Origin of the sequence: Flavobacterium zhairuonense, assembly GCF_004352915.1 — a bacterium.
In the GTDB taxonomy this organism is placed as follows: domain Bacteria; phylum Bacteroidota; class Bacteroidia; order Flavobacteriales; family Flavobacteriaceae; genus Flavobacterium; species Flavobacterium zhairuonense.
Genome location: NZ_SJSY01000073.1, coordinates 105150 through 124467, shown reverse-complemented (window position 1 = coordinate 124467; position 19318 = coordinate 105150). Strand labels below are relative to the sequence as shown.

Annotated in this window: 23 protein-coding genes; 7 read left to right on the top strand and 16 right to left on the bottom strand. The window is 33.3% G+C overall.

What is annotated here, in order from left to right; all coding sequences use genetic code 11:
• The first annotated feature begins 189 nt into the window (after positions 1 to 189).
• From bshC to EYY60_RS12730, 3 genes are all read left to right on the top strand, one after another.
• A complete protein-coding gene (gene bshC, locus EYY60_RS12740; RefSeq protein WP_132989696.1) occupies positions 190 to 1779 on the top strand; it encodes a bacillithiol biosynthesis cysteine-adding enzyme BshC in 1590 nt (529 codons plus the stop codon).
• Between the two features lie 210 nt (positions 1780 to 1989).
• Entirely contained in the window at positions 1990 to 3261 is a 1272-nt protein-coding gene (locus EYY60_RS12735; protein WP_132989695.1) for an acyltransferase family protein, read from the top strand.
• Between the two features lie 243 nt (positions 3262 to 3504).
• Positions 3505 to 3924: a nucleoside-diphosphate kinase gene (locus tag EYY60_RS12730; protein ID WP_115888905.1), complete on the top strand. Its 420-nt coding sequence runs from the start codon at positions 3505 to 3507 to the stop codon at positions 3922 to 3924.
• Positions 3925 to 4058: 134 nt separating this feature from the next.
• On the opposite strand, the gene EYY60_RS12725 is transcribed toward EYY60_RS12730, so the two are convergent.
• The 3 genes from EYY60_RS12725 to EYY60_RS12715 are packed head-to-tail and all read right to left on the bottom strand — an operon-like array spanning position 4059 to position 5239.
• The gene (locus tag EYY60_RS12725; protein WP_132989694.1) at positions 4059 to 4493 is read right to left on the bottom strand and encodes a hypothetical protein; all 435 of its coding nucleotides are present in this window, start codon (positions 4491 to 4493) and stop codon (positions 4059 to 4061) included.
• A gap of 28 nt (positions 4494 to 4521) precedes the next feature.
• Positions 4522 to 4818 (bottom strand): DUF721 domain-containing protein, encoded by a 297-nt coding sequence (locus EYY60_RS12720; RefSeq protein WP_026728031.1) that lies wholly within the window; start codon positions 4816 to 4818, stop codon positions 4522 to 4524.
• The gene (locus EYY60_RS12715) at positions 4799 to 5239 is read right to left on the bottom strand and encodes a hypothetical protein (protein WP_132989693.1); all 441 of its coding nucleotides are present in this window, start codon (positions 5237 to 5239) and stop codon (positions 4799 to 4801) included. Before EYY60_RS12715 ends, EYY60_RS12720 begins: the two co-directional genes overlap by 20 nt.
• Before the next feature lie 259 nt (positions 5240 to 5498).
• Here EYY60_RS12715 and EYY60_RS12710 point away from each other — a divergent pair, with 259 nt between their 5' ends.
• Positions 5499 to 6563 (top strand): serine hydrolase domain-containing protein, encoded by a 1065-nt coding sequence (locus EYY60_RS12710; protein ID WP_132989692.1) that lies wholly within the window; start codon positions 5499 to 5501, stop codon positions 6561 to 6563.
• A 72-nt stretch (positions 6564 to 6635) separates the two neighbouring features.
• Here EYY60_RS12710 and EYY60_RS22285 read toward each other — a convergent pair whose 3' ends face one another.
• The 12 genes from EYY60_RS22285 to EYY60_RS12655 form a co-directional block, all read right to left on the bottom strand.
• A complete protein-coding gene (locus EYY60_RS22285; protein WP_162847883.1) occupies positions 6636 to 6800 on the bottom strand; it encodes a hypothetical protein in 165 nt (54 codons plus the stop codon).
• Between the two features lie 6 nt (positions 6801 to 6806).
• Complete coding sequence (ftsY, locus tag EYY60_RS12705) at positions 6807 to 7760, bottom strand: signal recognition particle-docking protein FtsY (protein WP_132989691.1); 954 nt, start codon at positions 7758 to 7760, stop codon at positions 6807 to 6809.
• A gap of 189 nt (positions 7761 to 7949) precedes the next feature.
• Positions 7950 to 8102 carry a DUF4295 domain-containing protein gene (locus EYY60_RS12700; RefSeq protein ID WP_008468081.1) on the bottom strand — a complete coding sequence of 51 codons (153 nt, stop codon included), beginning with the start codon at positions 8100 to 8102 and terminating at the stop codon, positions 7950 to 7952.
• 74 nt (positions 8103 to 8176) lie between these two features.
• Entirely contained in the window at positions 8177 to 8359 is a 183-nt protein-coding gene (rpmG, locus tag EYY60_RS12695; RefSeq protein WP_008253902.1) for a 50S ribosomal protein L33, read from the bottom strand.
• 27 nt (positions 8360 to 8386) lie between these two features.
• Positions 8387 to 8623, bottom strand: a complete 237-nt coding sequence (gene rpmB / locus EYY60_RS12690) for a 50S ribosomal protein L28 (protein WP_008468080.1) — start codon at positions 8621 to 8623, stop codon at positions 8387 to 8389.
• A gap of 71 nt (positions 8624 to 8694) precedes the next feature.
• Positions 8695 to 9948 carry a CinA family nicotinamide mononucleotide deamidase-related protein gene (locus EYY60_RS12685; RefSeq protein ID WP_132989690.1) on the bottom strand — a complete coding sequence of 418 codons (1254 nt, stop codon included), beginning with the start codon at positions 9946 to 9948 and terminating at the stop codon, positions 8695 to 8697.
• A 191-nt stretch (positions 9949 to 10139) separates the two neighbouring features.
• Entirely contained in the window at positions 10140 to 10484 is a 345-nt protein-coding gene (locus EYY60_RS12680) for an Hpt domain-containing protein (protein ID WP_132989689.1), read from the bottom strand.
• On the bottom strand, positions 10484 to 11095 hold the full coding sequence (locus EYY60_RS12675) for a fumarylacetoacetate hydrolase family protein (RefSeq protein WP_132989688.1): 612 nt from the start codon (positions 11093 to 11095) through the stop codon (positions 10484 to 10486). The genes EYY60_RS12680 and EYY60_RS12675 overlap by 1 nt, the downstream gene beginning before the upstream one ends.
• 77 nt (positions 11096 to 11172) lie before the next feature.
• Positions 11173 to 11943, bottom strand: a complete 771-nt coding sequence (locus EYY60_RS12670) for a 3'-5' exonuclease (protein ID WP_132989687.1) — start codon at positions 11941 to 11943, stop codon at positions 11173 to 11175.
• A gap of 216 nt (positions 11944 to 12159) precedes the next feature.
• Positions 12160 to 13509 (bottom strand): dihydrolipoamide acetyltransferase family protein, encoded by a 1350-nt coding sequence (locus EYY60_RS12665; RefSeq protein WP_132989686.1) that lies wholly within the window; start codon positions 13507 to 13509, stop codon positions 12160 to 12162.
• Between the two features lie 84 nt (positions 13510 to 13593).
• Entirely contained in the window at positions 13594 to 14757 is a 1164-nt protein-coding gene (locus EYY60_RS12660) for a glycosyltransferase family 2 protein (RefSeq protein ID WP_132989685.1), read from the bottom strand.
• Positions 14758 to 14787: 30 nt separating this feature from the next.
• Positions 14788 to 15969, bottom strand: coding sequence for a BamA/TamA family outer membrane protein (locus EYY60_RS12655; protein WP_235832327.1), 1182 nt, complete (start codon positions 15967 to 15969; stop codon positions 14788 to 14790).
• A gap of 146 nt (positions 15970 to 16115) precedes the next feature.
• On the opposite strand from EYY60_RS12655, the gene EYY60_RS12650 reads away from it, so the two are divergent.
• Positions 16116 to 16712 carry a hypothetical protein gene (locus tag EYY60_RS12650; RefSeq protein WP_132989684.1) on the top strand — a complete coding sequence of 199 codons (597 nt, stop codon included), beginning with the start codon at positions 16116 to 16118 and terminating at the stop codon, positions 16710 to 16712.
• A 3-nt stretch (positions 16713 to 16715) separates the two neighbouring features.
• On the top strand, positions 16716 to 17108 hold the full coding sequence (locus EYY60_RS12645; RefSeq protein ID WP_132989683.1) for a hypothetical protein: 393 nt from the start codon (positions 16716 to 16718) through the stop codon (positions 17106 to 17108).
• Positions 17109 to 17216: 108 nt separating this feature from the next.
• On the opposite strand, the gene EYY60_RS12640 is transcribed toward EYY60_RS12645, so the two are convergent.
• Entirely contained in the window at positions 17217 to 18407 is a 1191-nt protein-coding gene (locus tag EYY60_RS12640; RefSeq protein ID WP_132989682.1) for a DUF5009 domain-containing protein, read from the bottom strand.
• Positions 18408 to 18547: 140 nt separating this feature from the next.
• On the opposite strand from EYY60_RS12640, the gene EYY60_RS12635 reads away from it, so the two are divergent.
• On the top strand, positions 18548 to 19291 hold the full coding sequence (locus EYY60_RS12635) for a tyrosine-protein phosphatase (protein WP_132989681.1): 744 nt from the start codon (positions 18548 to 18550) through the stop codon (positions 19289 to 19291).
• Positions 19292 to 19318: the final 27 nt, after the last annotated feature.

Below are 19318 nucleotides of genomic sequence, written 5' to 3'. Positions count from 1 at the left end.
AACAATTGCTTTTTAACAAATTTCATGTGTTTTACATTTTACAGATTTTTATTTCGGCTAAAATTAAAAACTTGATTTTATGACCTTTAATAATCATTAACAAAAAATCAAATCATAAGCTATCGTTAAAAACATTTTTAACTGTATATTTTCATTAAATTTACAGCTATCAAAAATAAATCTAAAATTATGCCTACCGACTGTATCAGCTATCAAACCTCAGGATATTTCTCTGCCTTGATACAAGATTATTTAGATCAAAAACCAGCACTGCAATCTTTATATAACAATTTTCCAACTTTGGAAAATTTCGAAAAACAAATCCAAGAAAAACAATCCAATTTTGATAGTAAGAACCGAATCCCATTGGTTGAAACCTTACAAAAACAATATCAAAATATTGAGATTTCAGATTCAACAAAACAAAATATTGAGCTTTTAGCACTTGAAAATACTTTTACAATTACAACTGGGCATCAGTTGAATTTATTTAGTGGGCCTTTATATTTCTTGTACAAAATCATTTCGACAATTAATTTGACTAAAGAATTAAAATCGAAATATCCATCAAATAACTTTGTTCCGATTTATTGGATGGCGACCGAAGATCATGATTTTGAAGAAATCAATTATTTTAATTTTAAAGGAAAAAAATTCAGATGGAACAAAGAAAGTACTGGTCCTGTGGGCCGACTTTCAACTGAAGGTTTAGCTGAATTTTTAGAAATATATTCCTTAGAATTAGGATCGAGCACAAATGCAAATACGCTAAAAAAGCTTTTTGAAGACGCTTATTTGAAGCATGATAATTTGGCTAACGCAACACGCTTTTTGGCTGACAGCTTATTTTCAAATTATGGATTAGTTATTATTGATGCCGACGATGCCGCTTTGAAGCAAGCTTTTATTCCGTTTGCTAAAGAAGAACTAGAAAAGAACACTTCATACAAAGCAGTCCAAAAAACAATTGAATCACTAAAAGATTACACCGTTCAGGTAAATCCACGCGAAATCAATTTATTTTATATTGAAGATGATTTGCGTGAAAGAATCATTTTTGAGAACGACAAATACCATGTAAACAATACTAAAATTGCTTTTACAAAAGATGAAATATTCAATTTGCTAGAAAGCAATCCAGAGAAATTCAGCCCAAATGTAATCATGCGTCCGCTGTACCAGGAAATCATCCTCCCAAATTTATGCTACATTGGCGGAGGCGGAGAAATTGCATATTGGCTAGAATTGAAATCTTTTTTCGATGCGGCAAACATTACTTTCCCAATCCTTTTAGTACGTAATTCGGTGCTTTTGACAACTGAAAAACAAGCCAAAAAAGCCGATAATTTAAATTTAAGCTGGAAAGATTTATTTACAAAACAAGAGAATTTAGTAAATGCTATTACGCATAAAATTTCTGCTTTTCCAATTGATTTAACACCTCAAAAAGAAGCACTGAAAACACAATTTGAATATCTTTACAACTTAGCCAATCAGACTGACAAATCATTTTCTGGAGCTGTAAAAGCACAGGAAGCAAAACAGACAAAAGGCTTAGAAAACTTAGAAAAACGATTATTAAAAGCTCAAAAAAGAAACCTAAACGATCAATTGCAACGTGTAATCGATTTGCAATGCGAATTGTTTCCAAATAACAGCTTACAAGAACGTCAAAGCAATTTTTCTGAATTTTATATGGAAAAAGGCGATCAGTTAATCCCGCTTTTAATCCAAAAACTGAAACCATTAGAAATGAATTTTAACATCATAACCATTTAAAAAAATAGCCACGAATTGCACTAATTCCCACGAATTATTTTTTATTTTTTTTTTGCAAAAAGAAATTAGCGTCAATTTGTGCAATTCGTGGCTAAAAAATAAAGTAATTGTTCTGAGAAACCAAATAACCACCTCTCTTCTCAAAACTATTATTCTCCAAACCAAATAGCGATTTTTTAAATTATTAACTAACCTATTTACCCAAAACAAATGGTAAAAGAACGCTTAATTTCGCTAGATGTCTTTCGCGGACTCACAATTTTATTAATGACAATCGTCAACAATCCTGGAGACTGGGGCCATGTTTATCCGCCACTACTCCACGCCGAATGGAATGGCTGTACCCCAACCGATTTAGTTTTTCCATTTTTTGTTTTTATAATGGGAGTTGCAGTTCCGCTTGCAATGCCGGATAAATTTTATGACGGCACTACATTCAACAAAATCCTGATTCGTTCCTTACGAATGCTTTGTTTAGGGATTTTCTTCAACTTCTTCGGAAAAATTCAGCTGTTTGGACTTGAAGGTGTCCCACTTTTGATTGGGCGCTTGGGAATAACTATTGCTGTCGGTTATGCTTTAATGGGGAATTTCAGTTCAAAAATTAAAAACATTTTAGCTTTTTCGATTCTATTCATATACTTATTTCTGGCTTACAGTGGCATAGAAGCTTACCAAGATGTAAGGCTTCCGGGAGTATTGCAAAGGATTGCTATTGTTTATTTTGTAGTTTCTTTATTGTATTTAAAAACTTCTCAAAAAATGCAAATCTTAACTGGAATTGTCTTATTATTTGGGTATTGGGCTTTTATGACTTTAATTCCCGTTCCCGGCATTGGAGAGGCAAATCTTGAAAAAGGGACAAATTTATCAGCTTGGCTCGATAGCGTTTTATTAAAAGGACACATGTATCGTGAAACCCTAACTTGGGATCCAGAAGGAGTTTTAAGCACAATTCCATCAATCGTAAACGGAATCATCGGTTTATTAATTGGAAAACTTTTACTGCTTGATATTACCAAAATTCAGAAAGCTCAAAAAATGGGTATTATAGGAACAATACTTATTTTTTTCGGGTTGCTTTGGGACACCATTTTTCCAATTAACAAATCAATCTGGACCAGCAGTTATGTTTTATATACAACCGGATTAGCAACTGTATTCTTGACAATATTGTATTTAATAATAGATATTGCAGATTACAAAAAAGGATTCAAACTGTTTTTGATTTGGGGAGTCAACCCAATGATTGTGTTTTTTAGCTCGCAAATTATTCCGCAGGCATTGGTAATGATTGAATTTCAAAATCCACATAAAACTTCCGAAAAAATAAATTTATTGAATTACTTGTATAGTTTCTGGATTGCACCATTTTTCACCAATCCTATGAATGCTTCATTGGCAGGCGCATTGGTTTATGTCTGCATTTGGACATTTATTTTGTGGATCTTCTACAGAAACAAATTAATTTTCAAAGTCTAAAAAACATTCTAAAATATATGTAGAGACGCACTGCGGTGCGTCTTTTTCTATTCCAAGATCAACTGTGCGTTAGATGCACAGCTGTGCATCTCTACAATTTAAATGAACTCATATAACTTATATCGTTCAAAAAAAAGCTTTTCTTGTTCAAAACAGCATTCTAAGATGTTTAAATTATGAATTTATTAAAATCAATTCATAAAAAAAGTCTACTTTTGCACAAAATTTAAAAAGCACAATAAAATGGCAACAAATAGAACTTTTACAATGATTAAACCAGATGCTGTTGCAAACGGACACATCGGGAATATCTTAGCAATGATTACTAACGGAGGTTTCAAAATCGTTTCATTAAAATTAACTCAATTAACTGTAGCTGATGCTCAAGCATTTTATGCAGTTCACGCAGAAAGACCTTTCTACGGAGAATTAGTTGAATTTATGTCACGCGGACCAATTGTTGCTGCAATTTTAGAAAAAGACAACGCAGTAGAAGATTTCAGAACTTTAATTGGTGCTACAAACCCAGCTGAAGCTGCTGAAGGAACTATTCGTAAAGCATACGCTACTTCAATTGGAGAAAATGCAGTTCACGGATCTGACAGCGACGAAAACGCTGCTATCGAAAGTGCATTCCACTTTGCAGGAAGAGAGCAATTTTAATAAAATAGTTTTCAGTCGCAGTCACAGTTTTCAGTGATTGCCATTCATAAAAAAATGCTGTTTGTAAACCAAACAGCATTTTTTTTATTGATCTTACTCAAAACAATTCTAAACTTCTCTTATTTAAAATTGCTTTACTCTCCTAAATCAACTAAATTCTCTTTTAATCTCAACTTTAGGTTCTCAAAATTTTTATGATAAAAACTAGAAATACAGCTTATTCGCTTTCCATTTTCCAGAATAAAAATAGTTTCATAAACACTGCCCTTTGCAGATTCCATTACAGTTACAAAACCATCTAACTTACTATATTTATAAACAACCAATTCACCCAATCCAAAGTAGCGCTTCACAGAAATATCATCTTCACTCATTTCTACACTGTGTGATTTACTTTTCAAAATTGTCATCCAGAAAACAACCACAATAGACAATACAACCGAAGCAGCTAAAATCACATTTAGCTTTGGCGAAACAAGGCATACAATTATTAGCAAAAGTGGCAAAGCACTTAAATATGAAATTAGAACAATTGGGAAGATTTTAAATTTCGATTTTACCATCATCATAATTAAACTGCCTTTAATCAAAAAAAATCTATCTCAAAACAACATCTTTCACGACGTCGCGCCCAAGTTCCTCATTAATCATTTTAACGATTTTCGACTTTCCATGGCTAAGCTCTTCACGCAAAACTGCCGAACCTAATTCAACATAAAGCGTGCTTCCCTTCAAAACAACATTTCTTGTGTATGTATTCACACCACTTCCCATTAGTTGTTTCCAAGCATCACGAACATCAATTTCATCCATTCCGGACTGAAGTTTGTTTGTTTGAATAATCTGCTTCAAAACAGCACCAATCGTACTTTCGTTATTTAGTCTCTTTGCCATCGTTTAAAATATTAACTGGTCCTGCTTTTTTATAATGATACTCTTTATTTTGGTCATTTTTCACCACAAACTCTTTATCCGAAATTGAAATCAATTCTTCGCTCCACTTCGCATAATTCGTTTTATAATCCAAAAAAGTTCCTTTGTCTGTAAATCTAACCGAAAAATTCTCAAAAGTATTCGTAGTCAAAAAAGTCCCATCCAATTGCGCCATCACTTTCGTCCTCGTTCCTTTTGTTCCCTTAATTTTAAAAAAATCAAAGTTTTCATTCATTCCATAAGCCTTCTCCTCACCTTTATCAAAAACAACTTTTTCAATTTCCCAGTAGCCATTAAGTTTTGCAATATCTGCCGGTTTAATCTCCTGTTTGCACCCCACAAACAAAAGTGATAAAACCAAAATCATAAAAATGTTTTTCATAATAATTTGTAATATTAATTAGGAGCTGCTTCCTGCTGTCCGCTGTATTCCCGATAAACAAAAACTACGGCTAAAAAAGCCTTGTTTTTCTAAATCGGGAGATGCCGCTCCCATCAGGGCTAGGGCACCCGTTTTCAAAAGAAAATTTAGTGAACTACAAAGTTAAACTTATAAATTTCAAAAGAAATAAAAATTTGCAAAACCCATTAAACTATTTTACATATTTTTGGTCAAACCCCAAAACTAAAACCAAAAAACCATGACCAAAACTATTTGTACTATCCTGACAATCTTATTGTTTGTGAGTTGTAGCAAAGATTCTACTGAACCAGAAACAACTCCTTCAGAAAGTATGTATTTTCCGCCATTAACAGGAAACACTTGGGAAACAAAATCAATAGCAGATCTAAAATGGAATCAAAATGCCGTTCAGCCTCTTTTAGATTATTTGCAGCTCAAAAACTCCAAATCGTTCATAATCCTAGTTAACGGCCGAATCGTGTTAGAGAATTACTTCAACGGACATTCAGCAACAACACCATGGTATTGGGCCAGCGCTGGGAAAACATTAACTTCAACCGTTACCGGAATTGCACAGCAAGAAAATTTATTAAATATAAATGATAAAGTTTCAAAATATCTGGGCACTGGCTGGACAAGCGAAACATTAGCACAGGAAAACCTAATTACCTGCAAACATTTATTAACGATGACATCGGGATTAGACGACAGCACAGACGATGTTGAACCTGCCAATTTAAAATACAAAGCCGATGCCGGTTCTCGATGGGCATATCATAATGTATACGTAAAGCTACAAGACGTTGTCGAAAAAGCAAGCGGGCAAAAATGGGAAACCTATTTCAACACTAAATTAAGAGATAAAATCGGAATGAACGGTAATTGGGTTCAAATCGATGTCAACAGCGTCTATACAAGCACCACAAGAAGCATGGCACGCTTTGGATTGTTAATGCTCAATAAAGGAAAATGGAAAAACAATACTATTTTGAACGAAGCTTATTTTAATGAAGCAACAACAACTTCACAAAACATTAATTTAGGATATGGTTATTTATGGTGGCTCAACGGAAAAACTTCTTATCATTTACCACAATCACAACTTACCTTTCAAGGAAGCGTAATTCCAACCGGTCCAAGCGACATGTTCATGGCTTTAGGAAAAAATGATCAGAAAATTTACGTAATTCCAAGCAAGAAAATGGTAGTAATAAGAATGGGAGATGCCGCAGATAACGTAAACCTAGCCTTATCTGATTTCGATAAAACGCTTTGGGAAAAAATCAATGCATTATATCAATAAAAAAAGAGCTTTTAAATAAAAGTCATTAAAAACACTTTTATTTAAAAGCTCAAATATTTTAAGATCGAAAAACTAGCGGTTAGTTTTTATTCTTTTAAAAACTCCTAAAAAGAACAAGACAATTCCCAGAACCAGCAAAGCATAATACACTGAGAGATTCTTATCCTTCAAGACATTTGCCAGAACAAAAGCTATTACGCTAGCAAAATAAAAAGTTAGAGCTGATATGTTTTTCATTATATATTATTTAAAGAAACTGTCAACGAATTCATATTTATTAAAGACCTGTAAATCTTCAATTCCTTCACCAACACCAATATATTTTACCGGAATTTTAAACTGATCAGAAATACCAATTACAACACCACCTTTTGCTGTTCCGTCTAACTTAGTAACTGCTAATGATGTTACCTCTGTCGCAGCAGTAAATTGTTTTGCTTGTTCAAAGGCATTTTGCCCAGTTGAACCATCTAAAACCAAAAGCACATCATGAGGAGCATCGGCAACGACTTTTTGCATTACTCTTTTTACTTTTGTAAGCTCGTTCATCAAGTTGATTTTATTATGCAAACGGCCTGCAGTATCAATAATCACAACATCGGCATCTTGAGCAACTGCAGATTGCAAAGTATCAAAAGCTACAGAAGCTGGATCACTACCCATTTGCTGTCTTACAATAGGCACCTGTACTCTATCTGCCCATACTTGCAATTGATCAATTGCTGCAGCACGAAAAGTATCGGCAGCACCTAAAACTACTTTATGTCCAGCTTTTTTAAATTGATAAGCTAATTTTCCAATTGTTGTAGTTTTCCCAACTCCATTTACCCCAACAACCATTAAAACATAAGGCTTTTTAGTTGCAGGAACTTCAAATTCTGTTGCTTCGCCTGTATTCGTTTCAGACAATAAAGCACCAATTTCGTCACGAAGAATCTGGTTTAATTCGTCAGTTCCAAGATATTTATCTTCAGCAACACGTTTTTCAATTCGTTCTATGATTTTCAAAGTCGTATTTACACCAACGTCTGATGCTACAAGAACTTCTTCCAGATTATCTAAAACATCGTCATCAACTTTAGATTTTCCAGCAACGGCTTTGCTTAACTTCGAGAAAAAAGTAGTTTTTGTTTTTTCAAGACCTTTGTCTAAAGTCTCTTTTTTTTCGGTAGAGAATAATTTTTTAAAAAAACTCATTTTTTGTAGTTTATTTAGTTTTACTAGATTTCTAGATTTTCAAGCAAGAAATCCAATTTATTAAAGAAAGCGTAATTGTTTTTCAAAAAAAGAGCAATTGTTGCGATTCTTTAAATTTTTAGACAAATATAGGTAATAAAAAAGCTACTTCCTGAAAGAAAGTAGCTTTTCTATATAATGTAATTGTAATTATTTCTTTTTCAAGAATTCATCAACTTCTTCAGGGGCCATAATAGATTCTACGAATGTATATGCACCAGTTTTAGGAGATTTCACCATTTTGATGGCTTTTGATAATCTCTTAGAAGATGTTTGTAACGATGCTACGGTTTTCTTTGCCATGATTCAAATGTTATTGAACTTTTCATAAAACTCGAATGGCCAAACCATTTGAGATTTATAAAAATCTCTAATTATTACTTAATTTCTTTGTGAACAGTTACTCTTTTCAAGATTGGATTAAATTTTTTAATCTCTAATCTGTCTGGAGTATTTTTTTTGTTCTTAGTTGTAATATATCTAGAAGTTCCTGGAACACCAGAAGTCTTGTGCTCAGTACATTCTAAAATTACTTGGATTCTATTACCTTTCTTTGCCATCTTGCTATATATTTATTTAGGAAAAGATTATTTGATAAATCCTTCTGACTGCGCTTTTTTCAAAACTGCAGTGATTCCATTTTTATTAATTGTTTTTATCGTAGATGCTGCTACTCTAAGAGTAATCCATCTATCTTCTTCTGGAAGATAAAAACGCTTTTTAACTAAGTTTACAGAAAACTTTCTCTTAGTTTTGTTCATAGCGTGAGAAACGTTATTTCCTACCATCGCTCTTTTACCTGTAAGGTCACAAACTCTTGACATTATACTTATCTTTTATCGTTATTCAAAATCAGGGTGCAAAGAAAAGAAAAATAAACCATTGTAGCAAAAAATTATTGCACAATTTTTAAAATTTCTTTCTGTAATATTTCCAAACTCTTAATAGTCGCTCTATCTATCACTTTTTCACGCGGTTGTCCGAAGTTAAATTCTTCTACAATTACTTCATTTGGCGTTGCCAAAGCTATAAAAACAGTGCCGATTTCAGCATCTGAGTCTCCTTTTGATGGTCCGGCGTTACCTGTCGTTGCAATCGCATAGTCTGTTTCAAGCATCTCTTTCACACTCAAAGCCATAGCCGACGCAACTTGAGCACTTACCACCGAATATTCATCAATCAAATCCTGCGAAACCCCAAGAATATTGACTTTCGCTTCTGTTGCATACGAAACTACACTTCCTTTAAAATATTTAGATGCCCCTTGCACGGAAGATAAAAGCGAAGCAATTCTCCCTCCTGTACAACTTTCCGCAGTCGAAATTGTTTTGTTTTGCTTTGTCAGAAACTTTGCAATTACGGTTTCGATAGTTTCGTTTTCTTCATAGCCCACTATTATATCATGAATTATAGCATCCAAAGATCGAACATTTTCCTCAATCGCTTTTTCTAATTCTTCTTTATCAGTTCCTCGGGCAGTCATACGCAAACGAACTCTTCCTGGATTTGGCAAATAAGCCAATTTGATAAATTCCGGCAAATTATTTTCCCAATTCTCAATACGCTCTGCAACCAAACTTTCACCTTGTCCATAAGTTAAAATGGTTTTATGAATAATGTATGGACGTTTGTATTCGCGAACTATTTTTGGAATTATTTCTTCTTCAACCAAATATTTCATCTCATACGGAACTCCTGGAAGCGAAACAAAAACCGTATTTTCTTTCTTCATCCACATTCCTGGCGCGGTCCCTACTTGGTTATGCAAAACCGTACATTTCGAAGGAACTAAAGCTTGATCTTTATTTAATTGCGAAATCGGTCTTTTATAAAAACCTTCAATTAACTGCGTTACATGCGCCAGAACTTCAGGATTTACAACAAGCTCATCATCAAAATATTCACAGAATGTTTTTTTAGTGACATCATCTTTTGTAGGGCCTAAACCTCCAGTTACAATAACAATATCAACTTTATTTTGAAGCTGAGCAAACGTATCCAAAATCTGCTTTTTATCGTCACTTATGGAGATCATTTCTGCAACCTCAACCCCAATTCGGTCTAATGCTTTTGCAATAAAACCTGAATTCGTATCAATAATCTGACCTATTAATATTTCATCCCCAATAGTTATAATAGTTGCTTTCATAACACCAAAATACTTTATTATTTCTTACATAAGTAAGCCTAAAATTTATAGAATATTAAATTTTGTTTTTTTGAAGAGGTATTAAAGGGCTTTTGCTAACTAAAAGCCACTTTCACAAAATTTAAAAAATAAGAAAAATGACTTATTCCTAATATATTTAAGTAGATTTAGGAATAAGCCAGGTTTAAATTTTAAAGATCAAAGTCTTTTTTGATTTCTTTTATCGCTTCTTTTACTTGTACTCTGATACTTTTAAAAGTCTCAATAATATCTTTTTTCTTGCCTTCAGCCTTTGTCCATGCTTCAACCTGAAGAATTTCTTCAAAAGCGACATTCAAGCCCATTAAATCCAGCGTAGGCTTTATTTTGTGCGCATACGAATAAGCATATTTATGATCCTTTTTCTTGATTCCTTCCTTGATTTGCTTTAAATCTTCAGGAACTTCAGTAACAAATAATTTAAGAATTTCGTTTACGAATTCCGGATCATTGTCTGAAAGCGTATATACTTTCGAAAGGTTGTACTTTAAAGCCATTATTTTACTTGTATTCTGAATAATTTTTTATCTTCCAAAAAGCCTTCTAAAACATCATTTGGTTTTACAGGCGCAACACCCGCAGGCGTTCCTGTAAAAATTATGTCTCCAATTTTTAATGTAAAAAATTGCGAAACATACGCAATAAGCTCATCAATTTTCCAAAGCATCAAACTTGTATTGCCTTTCTGAACTGTATTAGAATTGTTTTTCAGTTCAAAAGTAAGATTTTCCATAGAAACGAAATCACTTTTTGGCAAAAAATCTCCAATTACAGCAGAACCATCAAATGCTTTTGCTTTCTCCCAAGGCAATCCTTTAGCTTTTAGTTTATCTTGTAAATCTCTGGCAGTAAAATCGATACCTACACTAATTTCGTCATAATACTTATTGGCAAATTTAGGCTCGATATACTTTCCTACTTTATTTATTTTAACAATTATCTCAATTTCGTGATGAATCTCCTCAGAAAATTCTGGAATTACAAAAGGATGTTGCTTCAACAAAACCGCCGAATCAGGCTTCATAAAAATAACCGGTTCATCAGGGCGTTCGTTTTTTAATTCCTCAATATGATTGGTATAATTTCTACCGATACAAATAATCTTCATTTCTCTTAAGTTGCTAAGATTCTAAGACACTAAGACCCTAAGAATTTAGCATCTTAGAATCTTAGCAACTTAGAAACTTATTTCGTATTTAATTTTCTTAATTTAATTCCTGTCAAAACTTTCTTGGTATACAAAGGAAAATCTGCGTTTTGAATCCAGCTGAAATATCCTGGTTCAGTTTCAAGAATTTTCTCAACTTTGGCTCCTTTGTGTTTTCCAAAAGTAAAAATCTCCTCGTCATCTTTATCAAAAGCAATCATTCCTGCAAAATCAGCGATTTTTTTGCGTGTTGTAAACTCCGACAATGCTTTCATATCGTTTTCCAATTCAGGATAACGGTCCAACTGCGCTTTTAAAATTTCGTAAGTCGCCATTGTATCTGCTTCTGCTGAGTGCGCATTATCCAATGTTTTTCCACAATAAAACTTCAAGGCGGCACTCAATGTACGTTCTTCCATTTTATGGAAAATAGTCTGGACATCTACAGAAACTTTGTTTTTCATATCAAAATCTACTCCCGCACGAAGCAACTCTTCAGCAAGCAATGGAATATCAAAACGATCTGAGTTAAAACCTCCCAAATCACTATCTTTTATCATATTATAAATATGAGGAGCAAGTTCTGCAAAAGTAGGTTCGTTTGCTACTTTTTCATCAGTAATACCATGCACAGCCGTTGTTTGAGGAGGAATTGGAATTGTAGGATTCACCAACCATGTTTTACTCTCCTTATTTCCGTTTGGGAAAACTTTGAATATTGAAATTTCTACGATTCGATCTTTACCGATATCTATTCCTGTTGTTTCAAGATCAAAAAAGCAAATTGGTTTGTTAAGTTTTAATTCCATTTTAATTTTTATAAGATTACAAATGTAAATTTTAAAGCCGAATTTTCCGCCCCTATTTCCATTTTTTTTGCCTAAAAAAAGGCTATTTATTAGATTTTAACTTTAAAAAAGAGCCCCATATGATGGTCTTAAAACTTTAATTTCTAATTTTCTTGTTAATAAAAAACCCGGAAAACGAATTGATTTTCCGGGTTCTAAATTTATTTATTGAATCGACTAAAAATCGCGATCTACATCAAAAGCCTCTAAATATTCGGCTACTCTTTTTACGAAGCTACCGCCTAAAGCTCCATCTACAACTCTATGATCATAAGAGTGCGACAAGAACATTTTTTGACGAATTCCGATAAAATCACCTTCAGGAGTTTCAATAACCGCAGGCACTTTACGAATTGCTCCAAGAGCTAGAATTCCAACTTGCGGCTGATTGATAATTGGCGTTCCAAAAACACTTCCAAAAGTCCCTACGTTTGTAACCGTATAAGTTCCACCTTGCGTATCGTCAGGTTTTAATTTTCCAGCTTTTGCACGGTTCCCTAAATCATTAACTGCTTTTGCCATTCCAACAAGATTTAACTGATCTGCATTTTTAATTACAGGAACAATTAAATTTCCATTTGGCAAAGCCGCCGCCATTCCTAAATTTATATTTTTCTTTTTGATAATATATTCGCCATCAACAGAAATATTCATTCCTGGAAAATCTTTCAAAGCTTTCGCAACCGCTTCCATCATAATAGGCGTAAAAGTCAACTTCTCGCCTTCTCTTTTCTCGAAAGCTGTTTTAACTTTATCTCTCCATTTTACAATGTTTGTTACATCGACCTCAATGAACGACTGAACGTGAGCCGAAGTCTGCACAGAAGCCACCATGTATCCTGAGATCAGCTTACGCATTCTGTCCATTTCGATGATTTCATCACCTCCATTTACAGAAACCGGAACCGCTTGATGACTTTTTTGAGCAACAGGTTCTACCGCTTTTACTGGCTCAGCCACTTTTACTGGTTCAGCTGCTACTTTTGCAGGTTCCGTTGCTGCAACAAGAGCTACCACTCCAGATTTGCGGTCTTCAACGTATTTTAAAATATCTTCTTTAGTTACGCGTCCATCTTTTCCTGAACCTTGAATACTATCAAGTTCAGCAATAGAAACCCCTTCTTCTTTGGCAATATTTTTAACCAATGGAGAAAAGAATTTATCCGATGAAGCAAAATCCTGCGGAGTGCTTACTGTTTCTTGAACTGCTTCAATTATTTTTTCAATTTCTGCAACTGCTGCAGGGATTGCAGTTTCTTCATCTTTTGCTTCAGCTGGAGCATCACCTTCTGTTTCAATAATCGCAATAGTCTGCCCTACCTGAACTAAATCATCTTTACCAAATAACTGTTCAACTAAAACTCCTGATACCTCGCTTGGTACTTCGCTGTCAACTTTGTCAGTTGCAATTTCCAGTACAGCTTCATCAGCTTCAATTCTGTCTCCAACTTCTTTCAACCAGTTTGTAATAGTTGCTTCAGCGACACTTTCTCCCATTTTAGGAAGTTTTAATTCAAATCTTGCCATATTGTTAACCTCAAGGGTGATTTTGATTTTCAGATTGCGAAATTACTGAATATTTTAAACATAAATTACATTTAATATAATTTTTTACTCAATTTTTACAATTTGCCCTCTGTCATTTCGCGAATTGCTTCCAATAATAAAATTTGTTTTTTTGGGGAAAATCTTAAAAGTAACCTCCTTATCTTTAAGAGTTTCTATGATTTTGATACATTTTTTGAATGAAACGTACTGATTATCTAAAATAATCTCAACTCTTTTACCCTTAAAAACGTGGGACGAATTTACCATTTTTTCTTTTTTGAAATCCAAAAACTGAACTTTATTTTTTAGAATTGAGGGTAATTTTTCAGACAAAATACTATTTGAAGAATAAAAAATATACTTTTCAGGTTTCGGTTTTCTCTTCGGTTTTCCTTGAAACATTTTTACAAAAGAAAAAAACCAAATTCCGATTTGAATAAATGAACTGAAAAACAATGATTTCTTGAAATGCTTGTTATAAAAGAAGTTCATTGCTTCTTGAAAACGCTTCATGTATTTCTCATCTTTTATAGTGCTTTCACCTTTATAATGCAAAACTGTCGTTTCGGCAAAATAATAATTTGTCTTTTGTTTTTGCAATACTCTATACGATAAATCAATATCATCAGCATACATAAAACAATTTTCATCAAAACCATTCAAATCATTATAAAGCTCTCGCGTCATAAACATAAATGCGCCAACAAGAATTTCAACTTTTCCGTTCTCATTTTCATTTATATGTTGGGCATAATATTGATTAAAAATTTTCCATTTCGGGAAGAATTTATACAAGCCTAAAACTTTTGTAAAAGCAACCCAAGGTGTCGGAATTCCGCGTTTGCTTTCGGGCAAAAAATTTCCTTTGCCGTCAATTAATTTGCATCCAATTATTCCTAAGTCCTGTTGCGCTTCGGCGAAAGCCAAAGTTTTAATAAAAGTATCTTCGGCAACAATTGTATCAGGATTTAAAATACACAGATACTTTCCTTGCGCTTCCTGCACACCTATATTATTTCCTTTTGGAAACCCGAAATTTTCTTTGTTTTGAATGAGTTTTACCTTTGGAAATCGCTCTTGCAACATCAAACAAGAGTCATCAGAAGAATTATTATCCACTACAATGATTTCAGCATCCATTGCCGAAATAGCTTCTTGAACACTCAAAACGCACTGTTCGAGGAAATAACGCACATTGTAATTTAAAATAATAACGGAAAGCTGCATAAAAAAACAGGAAATTTATTTTGGGGGAAGTTAGAAATTTTCAGACAAACCTAGTCGCAATGACCAATCGTTTTTACTGATTCCGTAATCCAACACTAAATTACTGTTGTTTTTTTTGTTCCATTTAATGCGCAATCCTGTACCTACAGCGGGATTCCATTTTGAGAAATCATAAGTTTCAAACTTTGAAACCGAAGAAATATTAGTAAAAAAAACAGCTCCCCAAAATCCATTTCTTGAAATATCCATTCTGTATTCTCCTTCAAAATATAAAAGCGCATTGCTTCGAAATCTATTTCGGGTAAAACCTCTTCCCGTTTTCCCTTCACGATCCCAGCCAATACTTGGAAGATCTAAATAATGAGGTTTCCCTCCAAAAGTTGACCAATAAAAAGCTCGATAAGCTAAAACTTTGTGTCTTTTTTTGCTAAAAGAATGATACTTTCTCGCGTCAATATAAATTGAATTCCATTTTTTCCCTTCGACACCGCTTGTATTTATTCTATAATCGGCTTCAACATACAAACCTTGTTCGGGATTTACGTTGTTTTCACGAGAATCATACAGTCCTTGAAGTGCAACTCCAAAAGAAGTTTCGTTAGAAAAATCTCCGTTCATATATTTATAATAATCGGTTTCGCCGTCGATATAAGATTCTTCAGAAATATTCTGGTAATTGTCGTACAACAAACCAAGACCAGCCCTGAAATTTCCAACTATCTTTCGTGTTGCAAATTGATAAAAGCGCCATTGTTGGTAATCAAGAGTCGACATTTTATCATCTGTATTATTTCCGCCCAAACCATAGGTATCTTGCGGATAAATCATAAAACGGTAATCCCCAATAAAATTCCAATGGTTATCTCTTGTATAAATATAGGACTGAATAGGAAAGACATATTGATTCGTAAAACTGAAATAAGGCGAAAATGTAACTTGAGACATATTGGTTGTTTTTTCATCTCCCAGATAAAAAGACGTTAAAAAGGAAACCACTAATCCTGCACTTTTATCAGCATTAACAGGCACAGGCAATAACGAGAAAGCAATCTTTTTGTCCAACCCAGTTCTAACAGAATCATTTTTATGAAAAAGTTTATACAAAACATCAAGAATATCTCTTTTATTATTCGGAATTGAATCAGTTTGCGAATAACAAAACGGCATTAAAAAAAAGAAAAACAAGACAATCAGACATTTCGTATTTTTCATCATATAAGGCTTTCAGAAACAACTTCTTACAAATTTAAAATTTTATTCGGAACAGAAGTTGATTTTAGAAATAATAAAAATCAAGAAAAGAGCTACTTATCATAAAAAATGATATTTTTGATTTTATCTTGAAATAATTCATTTCTATGAAAGCTCAAAAACAAGCTCTGATTCCTTTATTTTTTTTGTTGCTAATATCTTGTTGTTTTCTTTTAGCTTTTTCATCAAAAGAAAAAAAAGAAGAATCTGCTTTAGATCTTGTCAAAAATTCTACTTGGTACATTGCCGGGCCTGCAGTTGAAAATCAAGAAACAATAAATAAGGTCAGACTAGAAAATGGCATTGTGAAAGTTACTGCAAATGAAAATCCGAAAGGAGAAATTGAATTGAATGTAATGATTACGCCTTCTGATTCAAACGACGGAAAACCTACAAATTTACCAGAAGATTCAAAATTTGTCAGCATTACCTATAAATCTTCTCATCTGATAAAACTCCAAGCTCGAGAAGGAAATGAAAACGGAACAGGTTGTGTGCATGGTGGCTCACATCCAAGAGTTGACCTGAGTCCGTCACCCAAAAAATTTGTTACTTTAAAAATTCCGTGGACAAACTTTAGACAAAACGGTCTTCCTGATGGAAAACTTTTGAATATACACAATCTTTGCAAATTCAATTTTGTGAATTACAATCCGGTACCAGGCGCCTCTTTAGAAATCAAATCCGTTCTAATTCAAAATTAAAATATGAAAACAAAACTTTTACTTTTTATTGCTGTCCTTTTCTTTAATCTTGGCTACAGCCAACAAAAATCTGTTTCAAAGATTGATATTAATGGAGTTTGGGAAGATATTAATTCCGGAGTCCAGAATGCTGTTGCTATTATATCGGAACAAAACGGAAAAATTATTTTCACTCATTATTTAGAATGGAAAGGCCAAAAATTTGTAGAAAGTGGTACAGGAAAAAGGATTGGAAATTCAATTACATACAATGTCAATGTGACTTTGCCAATTGAAGGTTGGGCTACAGCAGGAACTCACACTTTAGTCTTGTCTGAAGACGGAAACAAACTTGAAGGCACTTTTAAAGACAATAAAAACCGAACAGGTTCAATTGCTTTTAAAAGAGTTCGATGAAATTTGTTTCAGGTTTCAAGTTTCAAGTTTCAGGTTTCAAGTTTCAAGTTTCAGGTTTCAGGTTTTTCATAACGACCAACTTGAAACCTGAAACTTGAAACTTTTTTTTTACAAATGCAGTTGAATTTTATATTTGTTGCAAATTTTCATCACAAACAACATAATGGTCGAGAAAATTAACGACCAAATAATGCCGGGAACTCCAACAAGAAAATATTCCGGAATAATATGTAAATCAAGAACTTTACAGAAATAATAGATAACGCCTGGCAAAATATAAATCAGCAACGGATTTGCAGCTGCGGGCATAAAAAATTCGCTCCATTTGGTCTGTTTTTTAACTTCCATAAGCCAATAAAGAAAATAAAACAAAACCGTACAAATAGTTGCTGAAAACATAGTCCAAGATGGTGTTCCTTTAATTTTTGAAATTCCATAATAAGGTCTCAACAAACATGCAACCGTAAAAAACAAAATGGCAAAACCAATAACTGGCCAATTAATCTTGATTTGTGTTTTTCGATCAAAAAATAAAAGGGAAATTATCACCCCAGCAGTTACTAAGGAAGCATGCGTTAAATGTCCCGCAATAAAGGTAAACCAAGACAGGTGTTGCAAAGCTAATCCTTCTGTCAGATTGATTGAATTACAAATAACACATAAAACTAGAAAAGCGATCATAGCAAACAATCTACCGCAAACTAGCCAATAATAAACAACAGTAAAAAGATAAGCCCAACCAATCAAGCCAAGAATTCCCCACCATTTTGGAGTCATTCCTCTTTCGCCTGTTTCTTGAATATAAAGAAAATAAAGAGCTATCAAGACCAGTATTCCACCATACTGAAGTATATTTTTCAGCCAAACCGGAAAATCTTTAGAATATTTATTCCAAATTGGAATTGGCATTGCGTAAGCCAAAAGTCCCCAAAAGGCAGGAGAAATGAGCATTTTTGAAGCATCATAGCCATATTCGGCATTTACCATAAAAACGCCAATGACAATCAAAGCCACCGCTCTTTTCAAAGTATGCGTCCAAATCGTCTTTGGGTTATCTCCTTTTATCAACCTAGCATTAAAAGCAAATGGTATAGACATTCCTACAATGAACAAAAAAGCCGGAAAAACAACATCTACAAAAGTCATTGCATCGGCATCAGCTGGCATATGTTTCATCCATTGTGGTACATCTTTTATGCTTGCCAACTCATTTACAAAAATCATTACAAAAATTGTAATTCCCCGCAAAGCATCTATAGAAATAATTCTTTGGTTATATAAATTCTCTTTAATTCTCATAAATCATTAAATTATTATCAGAAACAAATATAAACTAATAGTTGAGATAGAAAAATTAGATTACCATTCAAAATTCATCTGTACTAAAAAGTTCACCTTTTATCATGTAAAATATACAGTAGTTTACTTACTTTTGCAGCATGTTATCATTCTTAAAATCAAAACCGTATTTAAAGGACCTTCTAGCCGGAAATTATGTTGATATTCATTCACATCTATTACCCGGAATTGATGATGGTGCCAAAACAATAGCAGACACTAGCAAACTTGCCAAGTCTTTTCAGGAAATGGGTGTTGTTCAATTTATTGCAACGCCACATATTAGCCACTATATTTGGAATAATTCGCCCGAAGAAATTATTGCCAAACAGCAAGAAACTCAAATTTTGTTAGAAGCTGAGAATATTAAAACATCTTTTAAAGCTGCCGCAGAATATTTCATGGATGATTGGTTTGAAAGTCATTTTCAGAACGAAAAACTTTTGACATTGAAAGACAATTATGTTTTAGTTGAAATGTCATATATGAATGCACCTGTCCAATTGTACAAGATTCTTTTTGATCTTCAAGTTGCAGGCTATATTCCAGTTCTCGCGCATCCAGAACGCTATTTATTTTATCATAAAAATTTTAATGAGTATGATAAATTAAAAAAAGCCGGCTGTATGTTTCAACTTAATTTATTGGCGACAGTTGGATATTATGGTGCTGAAATCACGAAAGTAGCAGACGAGCTTCTTAAAAAAGGAATGTATGATTTTGTTGGAACAGATGTCCACCATAATAATCATATCGCATCTTTCGGTCAAAAACTAAAAATTGACAATAATAACATTAAAGCTCTAAAGGACATTATTGCAAATAACCAGTTCTTCAAGTTTTAATCTAATCTAAAATATTGCATAAAGAAA